At 33.6% G+C, this 19576-nt stretch carries 9 protein-coding genes; all 9 read left to right on the forward strand.

Annotated elements, in window-relative coordinates; all coding sequences use genetic code 11:
* Window positions 1-248 precede the first annotated feature (248 nt).
* The 9 genes from DM444_RS03845 to DM444_RS03885 all read left to right on the forward strand — a co-directional run bounded on the left by DM444_RS03845 (window position 249) and on the right by DM444_RS03885 (window position 19295).
* Entirely contained in the window at window positions 249-2570 is a 2322-nt protein-coding gene (locus DM444_RS03845; protein WP_111284159.1) for a GH92 family glycosyl hydrolase, read from the forward strand.
* Window positions 2571-2680: 110 nt separating this feature from the next.
* Entirely contained in the window at window positions 2681-4957 is a 2277-nt protein-coding gene (locus DM444_RS03850) for a GH92 family glycosyl hydrolase (RefSeq protein WP_111284161.1), read from the forward strand.
* Between the two features lie 17 nt (window positions 4958-4974).
* Window positions 4975-5538 (forward strand): hypothetical protein, encoded by a 564-nt coding sequence (locus tag DM444_RS03855; RefSeq protein WP_111284163.1) that lies wholly within the window; start codon window positions 4975-4977, stop codon window positions 5536-5538.
* 89 nt (window positions 5539-5627) lie between these two features.
* A complete protein-coding gene (locus DM444_RS03860) occupies window positions 5628-7463 on the forward strand; it encodes a metallophosphoesterase (RefSeq protein WP_111284165.1) in 1836 nt (611 codons plus the stop codon).
* 52 nt (window positions 7464-7515) lie between these two features.
* Window positions 7516-11550, forward strand: coding sequence for a hybrid sensor histidine kinase/response regulator transcription factor (locus tag DM444_RS03865; RefSeq protein WP_111284167.1), 4035 nt, complete (start codon window positions 7516-7518; stop codon window positions 11548-11550).
* 595 nt (window positions 11551-12145) lie between these two features.
* Window positions 12146-13033: an inositol oxygenase family protein gene (locus tag DM444_RS03870; protein ID WP_111284169.1), complete on the forward strand. Its 888-nt coding sequence runs from the start codon at window positions 12146-12148 to the stop codon at window positions 13031-13033.
* Between the two features lie 179 nt (window positions 13034-13212).
* The gene (locus DM444_RS03875) at window positions 13213-16350 is read left to right on the forward strand and encodes a glycoside hydrolase family 2 TIM barrel-domain containing protein (RefSeq protein WP_111284171.1); all 3138 of its coding nucleotides are present in this window, start codon (window positions 13213-13215) and stop codon (window positions 16348-16350) included.
* 107 nt (window positions 16351-16457) lie between these two features.
* Window positions 16458-17600 carry an acyltransferase family protein gene (locus tag DM444_RS03880; protein WP_111284173.1) on the forward strand — a complete coding sequence of 381 codons (1143 nt, stop codon included), beginning with the start codon at window positions 16458-16460 and terminating at the stop codon, window positions 17598-17600.
* Between the two features lie 57 nt (window positions 17601-17657).
* Entirely contained in the window at window positions 17658-19295 is a 1638-nt protein-coding gene (locus DM444_RS03885; RefSeq protein WP_111284175.1) for a sodium/sugar symporter, read from the forward strand.
* Window positions 19296-19576 lie beyond the last annotated feature (281 nt).

The raw sequence follows: 19576 nt of genomic DNA on the forward strand, positions 1-19576 counted from the left end.
AAAAACTGATTTTTTCAGTTGCTCGTGAAAATCAGTTCAGTTTTATTTTTTGTTGAATGAAGACAAAGCTTAATCGAATGCCGATTTGTAAGCCAATGAAAGATTAAGCTTTGTAACATTCATTCCAATCATTTTTTGAGAATAAACAATTCTCACAGAAACCTTTTGCCTAATATTTTCGATTTAGAAGTAAATCAATTAAAGCGCAATCCTGTATAAAACAATATTGCCCATCAATAAACAAATAAATGGAACTAAAGAAAATCTATAAAATAGGACGTATAGGAATAAGTTTAACCCTTATTTTTTTAGTGTCATGCAACGCCCAGAAAACAGTTTCATTAAAAGAGAAACAAGTTTCAGATAAGGTATATCCGTTGTTGGACACTGAAAATTCAAGATGGTTTTATTTTTCATCTGCTAGTCGTCCATTTGGCATGGTAAACTTAAATCCCGATACAGAAATTAAAGGCGATTGGGGAGGAGGCTATAAATATACTACAGATACAGTTAAAGGCTTTAGCCATGTTCACGAATGGCAAATGTCAGGAGTCTCTGTAATACCTGTAGCAGTTTCAGCTGAAAATAAATCCAATATTTTTAAAGACTTTTATTCAAAATTCAGTCATCAAAACGAAATAATTACACCAGGATATCATTCCATAAAATTAGACCGATATCAAATAAAAGCAGAATTAACCAGTACGCTAAGAGTTGGTTTTCATAAATATACCTTTCCTGCAAAGGCACAAAAAGCAGTTCTTTTTAATTTAAATACCATTTTGGGACCTTGTGAAAACACTAATGGGAAGTTAGAAAAAAACAATGATTACGAGCTTTCGGGATCTTTAGTTTTAAGCACCAATTTCAGACGTCCGAAACCATTGACTGTATTTTTTAAAGTTAAAACAAAACAACCCATTACGTCAATAGAAAGAGATGTAGAAACAGGAAATTATTTGATTAATTTTAATGAAAAAGCGACAGAAGTACTAATGAAAGTCGGAATCTCTTATACTTCAATTGAAAACGCAAATAATAATATTGAAACCGAATTGCCACATTGGGATTTTAATAAAACAGTTAAAGATTCTAGAAAAGAGTGGAGCGACTTATTAGGAAGAATAAAAGTAGAAGGAGGAACCGAAACAGATCAAAGAAGATTTTACACTGACTTATGGCATGCGCTGCAAGGAAGAAAAATGATTAGTGATGCAAATGGTTCTTATCCTGATAACACGGGAGATACATTTAGAGTAGGGCATTTGCCTCTAAATCCCGACGGAAAACCAAAATTCAATCATTATAATTCAGATGCATTTTGGGGAGCGCAATGGACAATAAACAATCTCTGGGGATTGGTTTATCCTGAAATTATGGAAGAATTTGTTTATTCTTTAATGCAGTATTATAAAGATGGAGGAATTATTCCTCGCGGACCTTCAGGAGGAAATGATACTTATGTAATGACAGGGGCTTCAGCGACGCCATTTATTGTTAGCGCTATTCAAAAAGGAATTGTAAAAGATGATTTAGAAGCTATTTATCTTGCACTCAAAAAAAATCATATGCCAGGCGGAATCATGGAAAAAGCCGGTTATGAGCATAATACAAATATTGGCGGAGGATTAAAATATTATTTAGAAAAAGGATATGTGCCTTATCCGCTTCCAGAAGGCAATTTCGGAAGTCATGAAGATGGAGCAAGCCAGACTTTAGAGTATGCCTATCAAGATTGGACTTTGGCACAATTGGCAAAAAAACTCGATCATAAAGAAGATTACGATTATTTCATCAAAAGATCAAAAAACTATAAAAACGTTTTTGATCAATCGATTGGATGGATGCGCCCAAAGAATGTACAAGGAAAATGGAAAGAAAACTATGATCCCTATCAATATGAAAATGGCTTTATAGAATCAAACGGAGCGCAATCAACATGGTTTGTTCCGCATGATATTGAAGGTTTAGCGAATTTAATGGGAGGAAAAGAAAAAGCAATAATAAAATTAAACCAACAATTTGAAACGGCTAAAAAACAAAATTATACTTCTGGTACATCGCACGATGCAGAATTGCATCCAGAATTTAGCCGAATTCCAGTTAATTTTGGAAATCAGCCTTCTATGCAAACCTCAAATATTTTTACCTTGCTAGGAAGACCAGATTTAACGCAATATTGGACAAGAAATGTAGTAAAAACCACTTTTAGCGGATTATCGCCTGCAACAGGTTATAATGGAGATGAAGACCAAGGATTAATGGGAAGTTTGAATGTTCTGCTTAAAATTGGTTTATTTCAAATGAATGGAGGAACAGATAAAGAAGCGGTTTATCAAATAGGAAGTCCAATATTTAATAAAATTTCGATTGCTCTAAATCCGAAGTATTATTCAGGTAAAACATTTGTGATTAAAGCCAATAATAATAGTTCTGAAAATGTATATATAAAAGATATCAAATTCAATCAGAAAGCGGTTCCAAATTTTAGCCTTTCACATCAGGAAATTACCAATGGAGGCGAATTGATTTTACAAATGTCAGATCAATCAAACCTAGAAAAACATTAATATAACGTTGGATTAAAACCCTATTAACGCATAAAAATATATAATTATAGTTATTTGAGAGAGATTAAAAATAATTAAATACACAAACAAAAAACAAAGAAATAACCACAATGAAAATATCATACAAGTTTATCTTTTTTTTAGGAATATCATTTCTTATTACAATTACAAGCAACGCCCAGAAAACAGTCCATCAATACGTTGATCCAATGATTGGTTCTGAAGGCGTTGGTAGAGTTTTTATTGGACCTTCCTGCCCATACGGAATGGTAAAACCAAGTCCTGATTGCACTTCGAGTCCAAATAGTGGCTGGCTTCCAATACCTAAAGAAGTAACGGGTTTCAGCCAAGTGCATGTGAGCGGAACGGGCGGAGGGCCAAAATATGGCAATATTCAGATCATGCCTTTTTCCGGAACTTTGGACAAAATGGATCAGACTTCTTTCAGAGCAGAGGAAAATGTAAAACTGGGCTATTATGAAACCATTTTCAAAGAAAATAATATTAAAACGGAAATCACTACAGGAGAAAAAGTTTCGTTTTATAGAATAACCTATCCAAAAAATGCATCGAAAGAATTAAAAATTGATCCAGGATTTTTCTTAGGAGAAGAAAAAATTCCAGATGCCAGAGAAGCACAGCAGTTTGTAGGTTCTCAAATCGAAATAGTTTCAGATACCGAAGTAAGAGGCTACAGCAGAATAAGAGGCGGCTGGAACAACGGACGTGCTTATACCGTTTATTTCTGGGCAGTTTTCGACCAGCCAATTGCAAAATTTGTAACTTTTAAAGATGGAAAGTTTTATAGTAATCAGAAAGCACAGTTCGATTCAGGAAAGAAAACAGCAGCTTTGCTTTCTTTCGGAAACGTGGGAAAAGAAGAACTGAACGTTAAAATCGGTATTTCATTTTTAAGCGAATTGAAAGCAAAAAATAATATAGAAGTCGAAATTCCGCATTGGGATTTTAATAAAGTTTTATCCACTTTAGAAAACAAATGGGAAAATTTATTAAGCCGAATTCAGTTATCTCAAGATACTTCAGAAGAGTACAGAAAAATGTTTTATACAGGTTTATATCATACTATGATTATGCCAGTTGATAGAACGGGAGAAAATCCGTTATGGACAAATGACGAACCGTATTATGATGACTTTTATACAATTTGGGATACTTTCAGAACTTCAAGTCCGTTAATCACTTTAATAGATTCTAAACGAAAAGTAGATATTATCAACGCGATGCTGAACATCTATAAACGCGAAGGCTATCTACCTGAAGGAAGAAGCGGAAACGATAATGGAAGAACCCAAGGCGGATCAAATGCTGAGGTTGTGATTGCCGATGCTTTTGTAAAAAACTTAAAAGGAATCGATTATGAGCTTGCACTTCAAGCTATGCTAAAAGATGCTACTGTGCCACCTGGAGGAAATGAGGAAAGAGAAGGAAGAGGAGGACTTTTAGATTATCTGAAACTTGGGTACGTTCCATACGGCACAGACCGTGCAGGAAACCGAACAATTGACTACTCCTACAACGATTATAATATTGCAACTGTAGCTAAAGGATTAGGTAAGATGGACCTTTATAATCAGTATATAAAACAGGCAGATAGCTGGCAGAATTTATGGCGTTCTGATTATGAAAACAATGGAGCAAAAGGATTCATTATGCCAAAAGATAAAGATGGAAACTGGCTTGATGATGTTGTTTTTGGCGAATCGAAAATCCAGAAACCAACTTTTAAATATACGCCTGTAATTATCGAGTCGCCTTGGTATGTCTGCCATTGGTGCGTGTTTTTCTATGAAGGAACTTCATGGGAATATTCATTTAGTTTGCCACACGATATTCCAGAATTAGTAAAAAAATCAGGAGGAGAAAAAGCCTTTGAAAAGCGATTAGATATTTTCTTTGATAATGATTTATTTAATGTTGCCAACGAGCCATCATTTCTTACGCCTTGTTTGTATCACTGGATTGGAAAACCTTATTTTAGCAGCGATCGAATTAGAACGATTATTAAAAAGAATTTCAACACTTCTAGAGAGGGGCTTCCAGGTAATGACGATTCTGGAGCTATGTCTTCGTGGCTTGCCTTCCACATGATGGGATTGTACCCAAATGCAGGACAACCTTATTACTTGATTAATACGCCTTTGATAAAAGAAACGGTTATGAAATTAGAAAATGGCAAGAGTTTTAAAATCTCGGCTAAAAAAATGAGTGATAAAAACAGATACATCAAAACTGCTTTGTTAAACGGAAAACCATACAATAAAGCTTGGATTACACATGATGATATTAACAATGGAGGAGAATTAGTTTTAGAAATGGATTCAAAACCTTCGGCTTGGGGAACAACAATTTTACCGCCAGCAAAATAAATAAAAAGATAAGCAAGATGAAAAATATACTTTTAATGATTATTTTCTGTACCGTTTATCAAAAAGGAACAGCACAGAATTACATTCCAACCTTAAAAAATAATACGCAGTTGCATTATGTTTGTAAACTGCACGGACAGACCAGAACTTTGCAGCTTACGACTGAAACCTCAAAAGAAGAGTTGGCTTTTAAACTGGAAACAAAAGGCGTAAAAAGTAAAATAGTAATGCTTTCTGAAGCCGTAAAAAACGGAAATGCCTTAAGTTTTAATCAAGGAGAATATGCACCAGTTTTGAACTTAAAACCGAATGAGACTTTTTTTATGATTTCGCAGTCAGCTTATCAGAATTTAGTCAAAAACAATTCTTTTGTGTATAATAACACGACTTATATTCTCGACAAAAACGAAGATAAAAACGGAGTTTTAATTGATGGAAAATCAATCGACGCATTGCATGTAAAAGCGCAGATTGACGAAACCGAAATGTGGATTGTGAAAAATCCCGAGTTTCCTTTAATCTGTAAAATAATCAAGAATCCGTTAGGAATTAATCCGACTTTGGTGAAAGTGGTAGATTAATATAATGTTTTTCACAAAGCAGACCTAACAGGTTTTTAATCCCGATGCTTCGGGACTGTTAAGTCTCTATTATAATATCAAATAATAAAATGTCATTCAAAAATATCTTTTGCTCATTGATTGTTCTAGTTCTGATTTCCTGCAAAACAGAACAGCATTCTCATGAGAAAAAGATTCAAATTGCTTTTATAGCCGATGCTCATTTACAGGATATTTTTGCAAAATTTGAAGACAATGATTATCAGGGAATAAAAAATCCAGTTACAGGCGAATATGCCAATATTCGAACAATGAATTCCCAGCTGCATTCTACTAGAATTTTCAATGAAAACTATTTCGCCTTTTTACAAGCTTTAAATGACATTGTAAAAAGAGGTATTAAAGAAGTCGTGCTTCCAGGTGATTTCAGCGATGATGGACAGCCCGTTCATGTTCGCGGATTAAGAAAAATTCTAGATGAATATTCTCAAAAATATGGTATTTCCTTTTTCATAACGACAGGAAATCATGATGTTGTAAGACCGTTTTCGCAAGATGCTGTTAAAACTGATTTTTTAGGAAAAGATGGAAAAGAACAGATTATCAGCAGTTCTACATCTAATTTCAATAAAAATAAAACAGAACTCGAACCCATTATAACAGCCGATATAAAAAATTGGGGTTATCAAGAAACCATTCAAGAAATGCGTGATTTTGGTTTTTTTCCAAAAAAGACTGATTTGTATTGGGAAACACCATTTTCTGACTACACTTATGAGCAATATAATTTCGAAAAAGCTCAAAAAGAATCTGCTTTAGAAAAAAGAACATATTTAATTAAAAACACCAATTTATTTCTTCCAGATGCAAGTTATTTGGTCGAACCAATAAAAGGCATTTGGCTTTTGGCTATTGATGCCAATGCTTATGTTCCAAACGAAAAATTATCAGGATTGCCTAATAATCCAAATGATTTTTCTGGTGCGAATACGGGATACAATAACGTTCTGATTTATAAAAGCCATTTGATCAATTGGGTGAAAAAAGTTTCCGCGGAAGCGAAACAAAAAGGAAAAATCTTGATCGCTTTTAGTCATTATCCAATGGTAGAATTTAATAATAATGCTTCGCCTGAATTGAAAGAACTTTTTGGCGCTAACAAAATGCAATTGCAAAGAGTTCCGAGCGAAGAAGTCGCTCAGCAATTTGCAGACGCTGGAATTCAGGTTCATTTTGGAGGACATATGCACATTAACGATACAGGCGTTCGAAAAACAGCAAACGGAAATACACTTTTTAATATTCAGACGCCATCTCTTGCAGCTTATATGCCCGCTTACAAAATATTGACCATTCATTCTAATTCAGAACTTGAAGTAGAAACAATTGTAGTAGGTAAAGTCGCTAATTTCAATAGTCTTTTTCCTTTTTATGAAGAAGAATATGATCACCTAAAAGAGATTAAAAGCAAAGAGATTTGGGATAAAGAAATTTTGAAAGCCAAAGATTATGCAGCATTTACCAATTGGCATTTAAAAGAGCTAGTCCGATTAAGATTTCTACCTGAAGATTTTCCAGCTGATTTTTTAAAGTCGATCGAGAAACTTTCAGGCAGAGAGTTGTTAGAAAGAAATAAAAATACGAATGAAGTTGCTAAAGATTTGAAAGAGAATTCTCTAACTCTTTCAGATTTTGAATCTTGGACAGGATTTGATATGATTTTCGATTTTTACCGCTTAAAGAACGCTGATGAATTGGCTATTCCAGAAATTGGAAATAAAAGATTAAAGCAATACGAATTGATATGCAGGCAGTTAAAAAGGTCAAATGATCCAAAACTGGTTTTATGGGCCAAAATATTTCTTAAAACCATGCATGGCGAGCCTTCTGATCATTTTAAAATTGATTTGAAAAATAACAAAATTGATAATTTATCTGTTAAATAATTTTGATATTTATTAAATCAAAAAGATTAAATTGCATATATAATTTATTTTCATGAGACAAAAAGCCTTTATATTATTCTTGTTATTTGCCGTTTTTTATCATTCTTATTCACAGAATATAAAATTCGCGCATTATAATGATAATAACGGACTGTCTCATAATTCAGTACGTCATATTGTACAGGACAAAAAGGGATTTATGTGGTTTGGAACTTTCTCTGGATTAAATCGTTTCGACGGTTATCAGTTCAAAAATTACATGAGTTCTACACTTGGGAAAAACAAATTATACAATGACGATATTACGGCTTTAGAACTTGATGAAGATTCCAATCATTTATGGATTGGTACCCGAAAAGGGCTGACTCTTTTCAAAATGGATACGCATGTTTTCACTACTTTTTTTAATAAAAAAGAGGATGCAAACAGCCTTCCAGATGATGAAGTTAGAGCTGTTTATGTAGATAAATTCAAAAGAGTTTGGGTAGGGACAAAAACAAAAGGAATGTATATGTTCTTTTTGAAAGAAAACCGATTTGAGAAAATTCCATTAAAAGGTTTTGATTATGTAAAAGAAATATTTGAAGATAAAAAAGGAAATATCTGGATTGGGAGTTACGAAAAGTCTTCGGTTGCAAAAATAACAATGGATGCAAAGGGAGCGATCGTAAAAATTAACTATTACTCGCTTTCTGTACCCTATTCAAATATCAAAAATCCATACATCAATTTTATATATGAAGATGCGAAATCGGATATTTTTATTGGAACTCGTGAAGGTTTGTATAAATTGGATAAAGCCACTAATGAGTTTGTTAATTTATATATTGACAACAAACAAGTTAGAGGCGCTTTAGGGCCCTATTTTCTTTCAGTTGCAAGAGCTCCAGACGGCAAATATTGGGTCGGGACTTTGGGAGGATTGCTAGTTTGTGATCAACTAGAAGACATTCAGAAAGGAAATTACAAATGGTATTATTCTATTCTTTCTGATGATACTTCGCTTGTCGATAATTTAATTTCGGCACTTTATTTTGATAAATCTGGTGTCTTGTGGATTGGAACTGAAGATGGTTTGGATAAATACGATCCTTATGAAAATCAGTTTACTTTAAACAAAGATATTTCGCGTTCAATTGGCAATCAGGCGCCACGAATAAGAGGTTTTGCTAAAACGTATGACGAAAAAGTAATTGTAGCGACTTATCACAGCGGACTTTTTATTTCTAACATAAAAGGCTCAACGCCTTTGCACAATGTTGGTAAAGACATTGCAAGTATATATTCTGATGATGGAAAGATTTTTTACTGTGGTCTTTGGGATGGAAACATTTTGGTTTACAATTATTTGAGCAAATCTTCTAGAGAAATACATTCGGGATTTGAGAAATCGCCTGTTTTTGCTTTTAGAAAAATTACAAACGATAAAATGATCGTTGGTTCGTTTGGAGAAGGAGCTGTAATTCTAAATACTAAAACACTACAAGTAGAAACCTCGAGTAAACTTTTACCTGATTTTCAGATAAATGCCATTGAAAGGGACGCCAAAGACAATGTGTGGTTTGCTACAGAAACAGGCGTAGTAAAATACAATATCAATTCAGGAAAAATTGAGACTTATTCGTCACTTTTTATAAAGGAAAAAGGCGTGCCTCATGATGAAAATGTGAGTGACGTTTTAGTCGATGTAAAAGGGAAAATATGGGCTTCAACCCGTTTTGGCCTGTGTTTGTACAATCCGAAAAAGAACGAATTTGAGCCTGTAAAAAATCTGAAAGAACTTTCTGGAAAATGGATCACTGATATTTTATCTGATGCTAACGGGAATTTATGGCTGAATATCAACAACAATAATATCGCTTTCGTAAAATCGAATTTAAAGGATATTAGTATTTATCACGTTAATAGTGGTAACCGATTAGACGTTTTTAGTTCAAGTGGATTCTTTTATTTTAATAATTCTAATATTTTTCTAGGTGGTAAAAACGGAATTATTTCTTTTTCTCCACCCGCAATGAAAAGAAATAATTGGTCGCCATTACCAGTGATTTCAGAGTTTAAAATTCAGAATGAAGAAGTGTTTCCTGAAATGGAAATTAATGGAGAAATTCCGCTTTCAAAAGATTTGAATTATGGAAATGAAATTGAATTAAGTTATAAAAACCGAAACTTTTCTCTTCAGTTTTCGGCTCCTTCATTCGCAAACGAAAAACTGAACAAGTTTCAATATATGCTGGAAGGTTTTGATAAGCATTGGATTACAGCCAATAGTACATCTAGAAGCGTACAATATACCAACCTTTATCCAGGAAATTATACTTTTAAAATACGGTCAAGTAATAGTGATGGATATTGGAGTAAAACGGTCTCTTATAAAATAAAAATCCTTCCTCCATTCTGGTTGACACCAACTTCGTTTTTAATGTTTTTCGCTATTCTATTTGGTGTTTTCTATTTCATCAGAAAGGAAATCAAAAACCGAATTCGTTTAAAACAAGAATTGCTTACAGAGAAAGTAAATAGAGAACACGATGTAAAATTGAATAATGAGAAATTACGCTTTTTCACTAACATTTCGCATGAATTAAGAACACCTTTAACGCTAATTTTAGGTCCGGCAAAACAATTGCTGGATGAAAACAGTAACGCAACAGATTATGAAAAAAGCCGATATAATTTAATATATCAGAATGCCAGCCGATTATTGAATTTAGTGAATCAGGTATTGGATTTTAGAAAAGCACAATCGGGCGAACTTAAGTTGAAAGTTACTCAGACGAATATTCTAGCGTACTCAAAAAATATTTTTGATTCGTTTAAGGAAATGGCTTATAACAAGAAAATTAAGCTCAATTTTATTTCTGAAGATGACGAAATAAACGGCTGGTTGGATAATGATAAGTATGATAAAATCTTGTATAATCTCTTATCGAATGCCTTGAAATTTACCAATAAAAACGGAAATGTCGATTTGTACATAAGGCTGAAAGATACGGTTGAAGATATTTTGGTTATTGAAGTAACAGATGACGGAATTGGTATTCCGCTAAAAAGTCAGGAGAAAATTTTCAAACGATTTTATCAAGCAACCAACAGTAAAGCCAATAATACGGGATCGGGAATTGGTTTATCTTTAGTAAAATCTTTAGTAGCAATTCATAAAGGAAGTATTTCTGTAGAAAGTACACAAGGAAAAGGAAGTACTTTTAGGGTGGAGATTCCAATTGATCGGGAGTCTTACGAGCATAAAGAAGTTTTTGAATATGCTCTTAAAAATGACAATCTGAGTATGCTTATTCCAGAAAAAGCAGCTAAGAAAATTATACAGAATACCGATTTAAAAGAGAAAATTTTGGTAATTGAAGATAATAGTGAACTAAGAAAATATCTGGTTGATTATTTGTCTGATTATTATAAAGTTTATGACGCAGAAAATGGAGAAGAAGGCTTGAGAATCTGCAGACAAATTAAACCAATTGTTTGTGTTACAGATGTTATGATGCCTGTTATGGACGGATTAGAATTCTGTCGAGAGCTTAAAAATGACGAATTCATCAGTCACATTCCAGTTGTAATGCTGACGGCGCTTTCTGAAAATATGGATAAGGTAAAAGGTTACGACATGGGAGCTGACGGTTATTTAGTAAAACCTTTTGAGCCATTATTGCTTAAAACGGTTATTGAAAATATGATCAAATCTAGGTTGGAACTCAAACAAAAATTCTCTGGCGAGGTAGAAAGCAAAGTAAGTATGCTGACACATTCTCCTATTGACGAAGAATTTATGGAAAAAGTCACTAGTCTTATCAATGATAATTTAAGCGAAGTAGATCTTTCGACTGATTTTCTGTGTGATAAATTAGGGGTAAGTTCTTCAAAATTATATCGAAAAATTAAAGAACTGACGGATTTGGCTCCAAATGAATTTATTAGAACCATTCGTTTGAAAAAATCGGCAGAACTATTGAAAACGAAAAAGTATAATGTTTCGGAAGTAACGAATTTGGTTGGCTTTAATGATCCGCTGTATTTCAGTAGATGTTTTAAAAAACAGTTTGGTTTTCCTCCTAGTAAAATTATTAATTAGGTTTTTTAGCCACTCCCGATAGTTATCGGGATAAAGGGGATTGTAAAGATTTTTTTTGCCACGAATTCACGAATTTTCACTTATATATAGGGGCTTTTTCTTTGCGTTAAATCGCACAAATTTTATAAATTAATAGATGAAACATAGCCTGTGGTTTCAACCACAGGAACGCAACGTTTATCTACAATGCTTGTCCATAATCTAATTTTTCTCGTAATGTCCCTGTGGTTGAAACCACAGGCTATTTTCTTAAAAACTGATTTGTAAAAATTCGTGCAACTCCCCGCAAAATTTAAAGTCTGTTATGTAAGTGAAAATTTGTGAATTCGTGGCTAACATTAATAACTACCTTATAAAGCATAAAGAAAATGACCAAACAAGAAAATCCACAAAGATTACTCAATTACTTCTCAGAAATCATAATGTTATTTTACCTTAATCAAATAGATAAAAGCCAATATAACGGCTTTTTAAATTAAATTAAATGTAAAAATCCTACAATAATCAAATTTATCCATGTTTTTGATGTATTAATCCATTTTGAACGGAATATGTAATTCTATTTTTGTCTTGTAACTTTTAACTATTTAACATTATGAAAAAGCATATAGACACAGACAATCCGTTGAAAAATTTAGATGAGTGGGAAGATGATTTGTTGATGCGATATCCTGATCCTTCTGAAGAAAATGAAAGCGCAAAAGAAAAGCAGAAAGAAGAATTCAGGAATTATGTCGATTCAGAAAGAGTAGAAACAGTTAAGGAGTTTTATAGAATAAACCACACCTATCAAACTTATGACTTTGTCTGCAGTAAGGAACAAGAATTTTTGCAGTTTAATAGAAAAGAAATGTCAATTTGGGAAGCTGTTGATTTTTTGAACACTCTTGTAGACGACAGCGACCCAGATATTGACTTAGATCAAACACAACACCTTTTACAGACTTCAGAGGCTATCCGCGCAGACGGTCATCCAGATTGGTTTGTGCTTACGGGTTTCATCCATGATTTAGGTAAAGTTTTATGCCTGTTTGGAGAACCGCAATGGGCAGTGGTCGGAGATACATTTCCTGTTGGATGTGCCTATTCAGATAAAATCGTTTATTCTGAGTTTTTTAAAGAAAATCCAGATTTTACAGACGAGAGATTCAATACCAAATTTGGGGTTTACACTGAAAACTGCGGATTAGATAATGTAAAAATGAGTTGGGGGCACGATGAATATTTATATCAAATCATGAAAGATTATCTTCCAGATCCGGCTTTATACATGATTCGTTATCATTCCTTTTATTCTCAGCATAAAGAAAATGCTTACGCACATTTGATGAATGAGAAAGACATCGAAATGTTTGACTGGGTTAGAAAATTCAATCCATATGATTTATATACAAAAGCGCCAGTTAAACCAGACGTAAAAGCATTGCTTCCTTATTACAAAGAATTAGTTGCTAAATATTTGCCAGAAAAATTGAAGTTTTAAAAAGGTTATATAAACACATAGAAACAGATTTTTTTGAGCGAAAAAAAGATTTATTAAAAAAACTAGTTTTTCACACATAGCTATGTGTTTCTGTAATAAGTAAAATGCCTTTTGATACAAAGAAAAACTATGTTTCTATGTGTTAGAAAAATAATTGCCAGCTATCTAAAACCAAAATAATGCATAAAATCAAAACCAAAATACTTTTATTCAGCCTGATTGTACTTTGTTCTACTGTTTCGGCTCAAGAAAAAGACCGTAACGATTGGGAAAACCCTGAAGTATTCCAAATTAACAGAGAACCCGCAAGAGCAGCTTTTCTTCCTTATGCAGATGAAACTTCTGCCATAATTGATAAATATGAAAACTCACCTTGGTATTTTTCTTTAAATGGAAAATGGAAATTTTCTTGGTCACCAACACCAGATGAGCGCCCGAAGGATTTTTACAAAACGGATTTCAGTACTTTACATTGGAAGGAACTTCAAGTGCCTTCGAATTGGGAGCTAAACGGATATGGTGTGCCAATCTATACCAATATTACATATCCTTTCGAAAAAAATCCACCTTTCATTAATCATTGGGATAATCCAGTTGGTTCTTATAAAAGAGATTTTGTGCTGCCAGAAAACTGGAAAAACCGACATGTTTTTCTTCATTTCGAAGCAGGAACAGCTGCTATGTATATTTGGGTAAATGGTGAAAAGGTAGGCTATACAGAAAATACCAAAAGTCCAGCAGAATTTGATATTTCTAAATATTTAAAACCTGGAAAAAATGATCTGGCAATAGAAGTTTACAGATGGAGCGATGGTTCGTATCTAGAAGATCAGGATATGTGGAGACTTTCTGGAATTGACAGAAATGTGTATTTATACAGCACAGATAATGTTCGAATTTCAGACTTTTTTGCGAAACCAGATTTAGATGCGAAGTACAAAAACGGAAGCTTAAGTGTTGATGTAAGTTTGAAAAACCTGACTTCAACTTCAGTTAACAATCAAAAGTTAGTTGCAAAATTGGTAGATGCTTCAGGGAAAAATGTATTTACTAAAGAAATCAATATCAATTTTGAAGCATCTAAAGTTCAAACTATCAATTTTGCTCAGAATGTGTCGAGCCCGAAATTATGGAGCAGTGAAACACCCAATTTGTACACCTTGCTTTTGACTTTAAAAAATGCAAAAGGAGGATTTGTAGAAACGGTTGGAACACAAATCGGATTTAGAAAAGTTGAATTAAAAGGCGGACAATTATTGGTAAACGGAGTTCGATTAATGGTTCATGGTGTAAATATTCACGAACACAATCCAGAAACGGGACACTATCAGGATGAAGCGACGATGATGAAAGACATCAAAATGATGAAACAGCTGAATATTAATTCTGTTCGCTGCAGTCATTATCCCAACAATATTTTATGGGTAAAACTATGTAACAAATACGGTTTGTTTTTGGTGGATGAAGCCAATATCGAAAGCCATGGAATGGGAGTAGAAGGACAGCCTTTAAAATGGATGAATCCAAAAACGAATCCGGGTTATCTTCCAGAATGGAGAGAAGCACATCTTGACAGAATTTATAGTCTTGTTGAAAGAGATAAAAATATGCCATCTGTGATTATTTGGTCATTAGGAAATGAAAGTGCCAATGGACCTGTTTTTCACGAAGCATACAAATGGATCAAAAAAAGAGATAATTCTCGTTTGGTTCAGTTTGAACAGGCAAAAGAAAACGAAAACACAGATATCGTTTGTCCGATGTACCCAACGATAGAATACATGAAGGAATATGCGGCGCGCAAAGAAGTGACTCGTCCATACATTATGTGTGAGTATTCACATGCAATGGGAAATAGCAGTGGTAATTTTCAGGAATACTGGGATATTATCCGCGGAAGCAAAAACATGCAGGGAGGTTTCATCTGGGATTGGGTAGATCAAGGATTTTATGGAATTGATGAAGCTGGTCGTAAATACTGGACTTACGGTGGAGATATGGGAAGTCAGAATTATTTAAATGACGAAAACTTCTGTCACAACGGTTTAGTTTATGCTGATAGAACACCGCATCCTGGAGCTTTTGAAGTAAAGAAAGTTTATCAGAATATATTATTTAAAGCAGTTGATATTAAAAATGGTTTAATCGAAATTAATAACGATTTTGGATTTACAAATTTGAATAAATACGGTTTTAGATGTGAAGTTTTAGAAAATGGAAAAGTAATTAAAGAAGGAACTTTTAATGTTGCTTTAGATCCGAAAACAAAAAAGCAGTTTAAAATTGATTTACCAAAATTACAGTCGAAAGAAGGAACAGAATATTTGTTGAATGTTTTTGCTTACACGAAAATTGGTTCAGAATTATTGCCTCAGAACTTTGAAATTGCTAAAGAACAATTTATTATCGAAGACGGGAAATATTTCGAAAAATCAGATAAAGCAAATACAGCAAAAGTTCAAGATGAAAAAGATCAGTTTGTTTTGACTTCGGATAATGTTACGGTTAAAATCAGTAAATCGTCTGGATTGATTTCATATTACAGCTTAAAAGGCGAGGAATATTTTAAACAATATCCTGAACCTAATTTCTGGAGAGCTCCAACCGATAATGATATTGGAAACAAAATGCAGATTAGAACGAATGTTTGGAGAACGGCTGGAAAAAATACTTCTGTAGAAAGCATTCAGCAGACTGAAGAAAATGGCAAGAAATACATCGTTGCAAAATTAAAATTAAACGATGTTGCTTCTGATTATACCATCAAATATGCATTAGGAAATGATGGCGCTTTAGAGATTCAAGCTTCTTATAAAAAGGGAAATAACCCACTGCCAGAGTTACCACGTTTCGGAATGATTTTCACTTTAAAAAATACATTAGAAAATCTGGATTATTATGGAAGAGGTCCTTTGGAAAACTATCCAGATAGAAAAACATCTTCATTTAAAGGAATTTATACCAGTAAAGTTGCAGATCAGTATGTGCCTTATACACGCCCACAAGAAAATGGATACAAGACAGATATACGCTGGTTTAAATTATCAAGCAATAAAGGAAATGGCTTGGAAATAAAAGGTCTGCAACCTTTAGGTATGAGTACTTTGAATAATTATCCGAGTGATTTTGACGGAGGAATTTCTAAAAAGAATATTCATTCCAGCGACATTACTCCGAGAAATGAAGTTGTTGTTTGCGTCGATTTAACCCAACGTGGATTAGGAGGTGACAACAGTTGGGGCGCACCACCACACGAACAATATACTTTAACCCAAAGCGAATACAGCTACGGATTTATCATTAAACCAATTTTTTAAAGTTTACAGTCGCAGTCGCAGTTTTCAGTCACAGGTAAGCACTGAAAACTGCGACTGAGACTGAAAACTAAAAAAAAACTATCAACCGACCACTGAATATTTTAAAAATGAGTAACTCTACAAATGGAAGATTAATTTCTTTAGATGCACTGCGCGGATTTGTGATGTTTTGGATTATGAGTGGCGAACATATTGTTCATGCTCTTGCCAAAGCGGCTCCAATTCCTATTTTTATCTGGATGTCATCACAATTGCATCATGCTGAATGGAATGGAATTACCTTCTATGATATGATTTTTCCAATATTTTTATTTGTCGCCGGCGTTTCGATGCCCTATTCTTTTGAAAAAAAAATACAGTTGGCAGGCGTAAAATCTCCTAAAGATTTACCCGCAACTGAAAAGAGAAAAATATATTTATCAATGCTTAGAAGAACCTGTATTTTATTGGTTTTAGGCTTTGTGGTAAATGGATTATTACGATTTGATGGCTTCGATCAGACACGTTTGGCAAGTGTTCTTGGAAGAATTGGACTAGCTTGGTTTTTTGCTGGAATTATTTATTTGAATTTTGATTTTAAAAAACAGCTGATTTGGTTTTTCGGTATTCTGATTGGTTATTACGCAGCAATGAAATGGATTCCGGTGCCAGATTTTGGAGCGGGAGTTTTAACCAAAGAAGGTTCATTAGAAGGTTACATTGATCGTCTTTTATTGCCAGGAAGATTGCACAGTACAGTTTACGATCCAGAAGGAATATTCTCGACACTTCCTGCTATTGGAACCGCTTTATTAGGTGTTTTTATTGGAACATTTTTAAAAGCAAAATGTGAATTTTCAATAAAGGTAAAAATGCTTTTAATGGCTTTAACGGCTGTGGTTTTGATTATTATAGGATTGATTTGGGATATTAGTTTTCCAATAAACAAACATTTATGGACGAGTTCTTTTGTCTGTTTTGTTGGCGGATTCAGTATTTTGTTTTTTGTCCTTTTTTATGTGATAATCGATTTATTTGGTTTTCAAAAATGGGCATTTCCATTAATATTAATCGGTTCCAATTCTATTTTAATTTATATCGCTGCTGAAGGTTTAGTCGATTTTAAACACACCGCAGATTATGTTTTTGGCGGACTTATAAATTTTACACCGTTTATATGGCAACCTTTTTTTGCTGCTTTATCCGTAACAGTTGTACAGCTCACTTTACTGTACTTTCTATATAAACGAAAATGGTTTCTCAAGATTTGATATCAATCAAATTTTGAAATACATCTTACTATCTAACCACACAATAACCACACAATTATGAATGTATTACAAACCGCAGATTATATTGTTTTCTTTATTTACTTTATCATAGTGACCACCTATGGAATGTATATTTACAGAAGCAAAAAAACTGCAACAACGAGTTCGAACGAATATTTTTTGGCTGAAGGATCACTTACTTGGTGGGCGATAGGAGCTTCTTTGATTGCTTCTAATATCTCAGCAGAGCACTTTATTGGAATGAGCGGTTCTGGTTTTGCTATCGGACTTGCAATTGCTTCTTACGAATGGATGTCTGCTGCCACTTTAATTATTGTAGCAATGTTTATTCTGCCAATTTATTTGAAGAATAAGATATTTACCATGCCACAGTTTTTAGCTAAAAGATATAGCGGTACAGTAAGCGCAATTATGGCAATTATCTGGCTGTTAATCTATGTATTTGTTAATCTTACTTCAATTATTTATTTAGGTGCTTTAGCCATTTCCTCTATAGCTCCTGTAAGTTTTCAGTTTTGTGTCATTGGTTTGAGTTTGTTCTCTGTGATTGTGACTTTAGGCGGAATGAAGGTAATTGGATACACCGATATGTTTCAAGTTATCGTTTTAATTTTGGGTGGATTAGTAACAACTTATTTAGCCTTGACACTACTTTCTGATCAGTTTGGTTTTGGAAAAGATATATTAAAAGGGCTTGCTATAATTGCTAAAGAAGCACCAGATCATTTACACATGATATTAGACGAATCCAATCCGCATTATAATGAATTGCCAGGAATGTCTGTGTTAGTTGGCGGAATGTTAATTAATAATTTGGCATATTGGGGATGTAATCAATATATCGTTCAAAGAGCTTTAGGAGCCGATTTGAAAACAGCGCGTAAAGGAATTTTATTTGCTGCTTTTCTAAAATTATTAGTTCCAGTTATTGCTGTTTTGCCTGGAATCGCCATGTTTGTAATGCATGAAAACGGAATGTTTCAGCAGGAAATGGTAGATGCTGCTGGAGTTTTAAAGCCAGACCACGCTTACCCAACTTTAATGAATTTACTTCCAGCAGGATTAAAAGGTGTGGCTTTAGCTGCTTTGACTGCGGCGATTGTAGCTTCATTAGCAGGAAAAGCCAACAGTATTTCGACGATTTTTTCTTTAGATATTTATAAAAAGTATTTCAATTCTCAAGCATCAGAAAAAAAACTGGTTCGTACAGGAAGATGGTGCGTGGTTGTTTGTATGATTATTGCGGCTTTTGTGGCTCCAGCATTAAAATCATTAGATCAGGCGTATCAATTTATACAAGAATACGTTGGATTCTTTTCACCGGGAGTTTTAGCAATTTTCTTGTTGGGAATGTTCTGGAAAAAAACAACTCCAACAGCTGGATTAGCTGGAGCATTGCTTACAGTGCCAATTGCAGCAGTTTTGAAATTCCTGCCAATGTGGACAGAAGGCGCTTTTCCAGATTATCCTTTCTTAGATAGAATGACTATCGTTTTCTTCATCATTGTATTTATAATGGTTGGAATTAGTATAGCAAAACCAGTTTCTGAAATAGAATCTAAAATGCATGAAATTGAAGTTGATAAATCGATGTTTAAAGTTTCATCAGAGTTTATCGTTGGTTCCTTTATTATCAGTGGAATTTTGGTTGCTCTCTATACTGTTTTCTGGTAATTTTTATTTTGCCGCGAAGACACAAAGGCTCAAAGTTTATTTAAAAAAATAAATTGAAAATCGCTCGCAATCCTGATGGCTATCGGGAGCAGAAACGAAAAGTTTTTTGCCACAGATTTTAGGATTAAAAAAGGATTTTTGTTTCACGCAGATGTGGCAGATTTAGGCAGATTTAATTAGTTTTTTTTTAATAGATATCTGCGGAATCTGCTTAAATCTTTTTTAAATCTGCGTGAAAAATATTTAGCGCCAATGTTGAGATTAAAAACTTAAATACTAAC

Origin of the sequence: Flavobacterium ginsenosidimutans (assembly GCF_003254625.1) — a bacterium.
Taxonomy (GTDB): domain Bacteria; phylum Bacteroidota; class Bacteroidia; order Flavobacteriales; family Flavobacteriaceae; genus Flavobacterium; species Flavobacterium ginsenosidimutans.

What these genes read in the sequence shown, in the direction of transcription:
- DM444_RS03885 (WP_111284175.1), top strand. Translation starts at nt 17,658, where the DNA reads ATGAATGTATTACAAACCGCAGATTATATTGTTTTCTTTATTTACTTT.
- DM444_RS03860 (WP_111284165.1), top strand. Translation starts at nt 5,628, where the DNA reads ATGTCATTCAAAAATATCTTTTGCTCATTGATTGTTCTAGTTCTGATT.
- DM444_RS03870 (WP_111284169.1), top strand. Translation starts at nt 12,146, where the DNA reads ATGAAAAAGCATATAGACACAGACAATCCGTTGAAAAATTTAGATGAG.
- DM444_RS03880 (WP_111284173.1), top strand. Translation starts at nt 16,458, where the DNA reads ATGAGTAACTCTACAAATGGAAGATTAATTTCTTTAGATGCACTGCGC.
- DM444_RS03850 (WP_111284161.1), top strand. Translation starts at nt 2,681, where the DNA reads ATGAAAATATCATACAAGTTTATCTTTTTTTTAGGAATATCATTTCTT.
- DM444_RS03845 (WP_111284159.1), top strand. Translation starts at nt 249, where the DNA reads ATGGAACTAAAGAAAATCTATAAAATAGGACGTATAGGAATAAGTTTA.
- DM444_RS03865 (WP_111284167.1), top strand. Translation starts at nt 7,516, where the DNA reads ATGAGACAAAAAGCCTTTATATTATTCTTGTTATTTGCCGTTTTTTAT.
- DM444_RS03875 (WP_111284171.1), top strand. Translation starts at nt 13,213, where the DNA reads ATGCATAAAATCAAAACCAAAATACTTTTATTCAGCCTGATTGTACTT.
- DM444_RS03855 (WP_111284163.1), top strand. Translation starts at nt 4,975, where the DNA reads ATGAAAAATATACTTTTAATGATTATTTTCTGTACCGTTTATCAAAAA.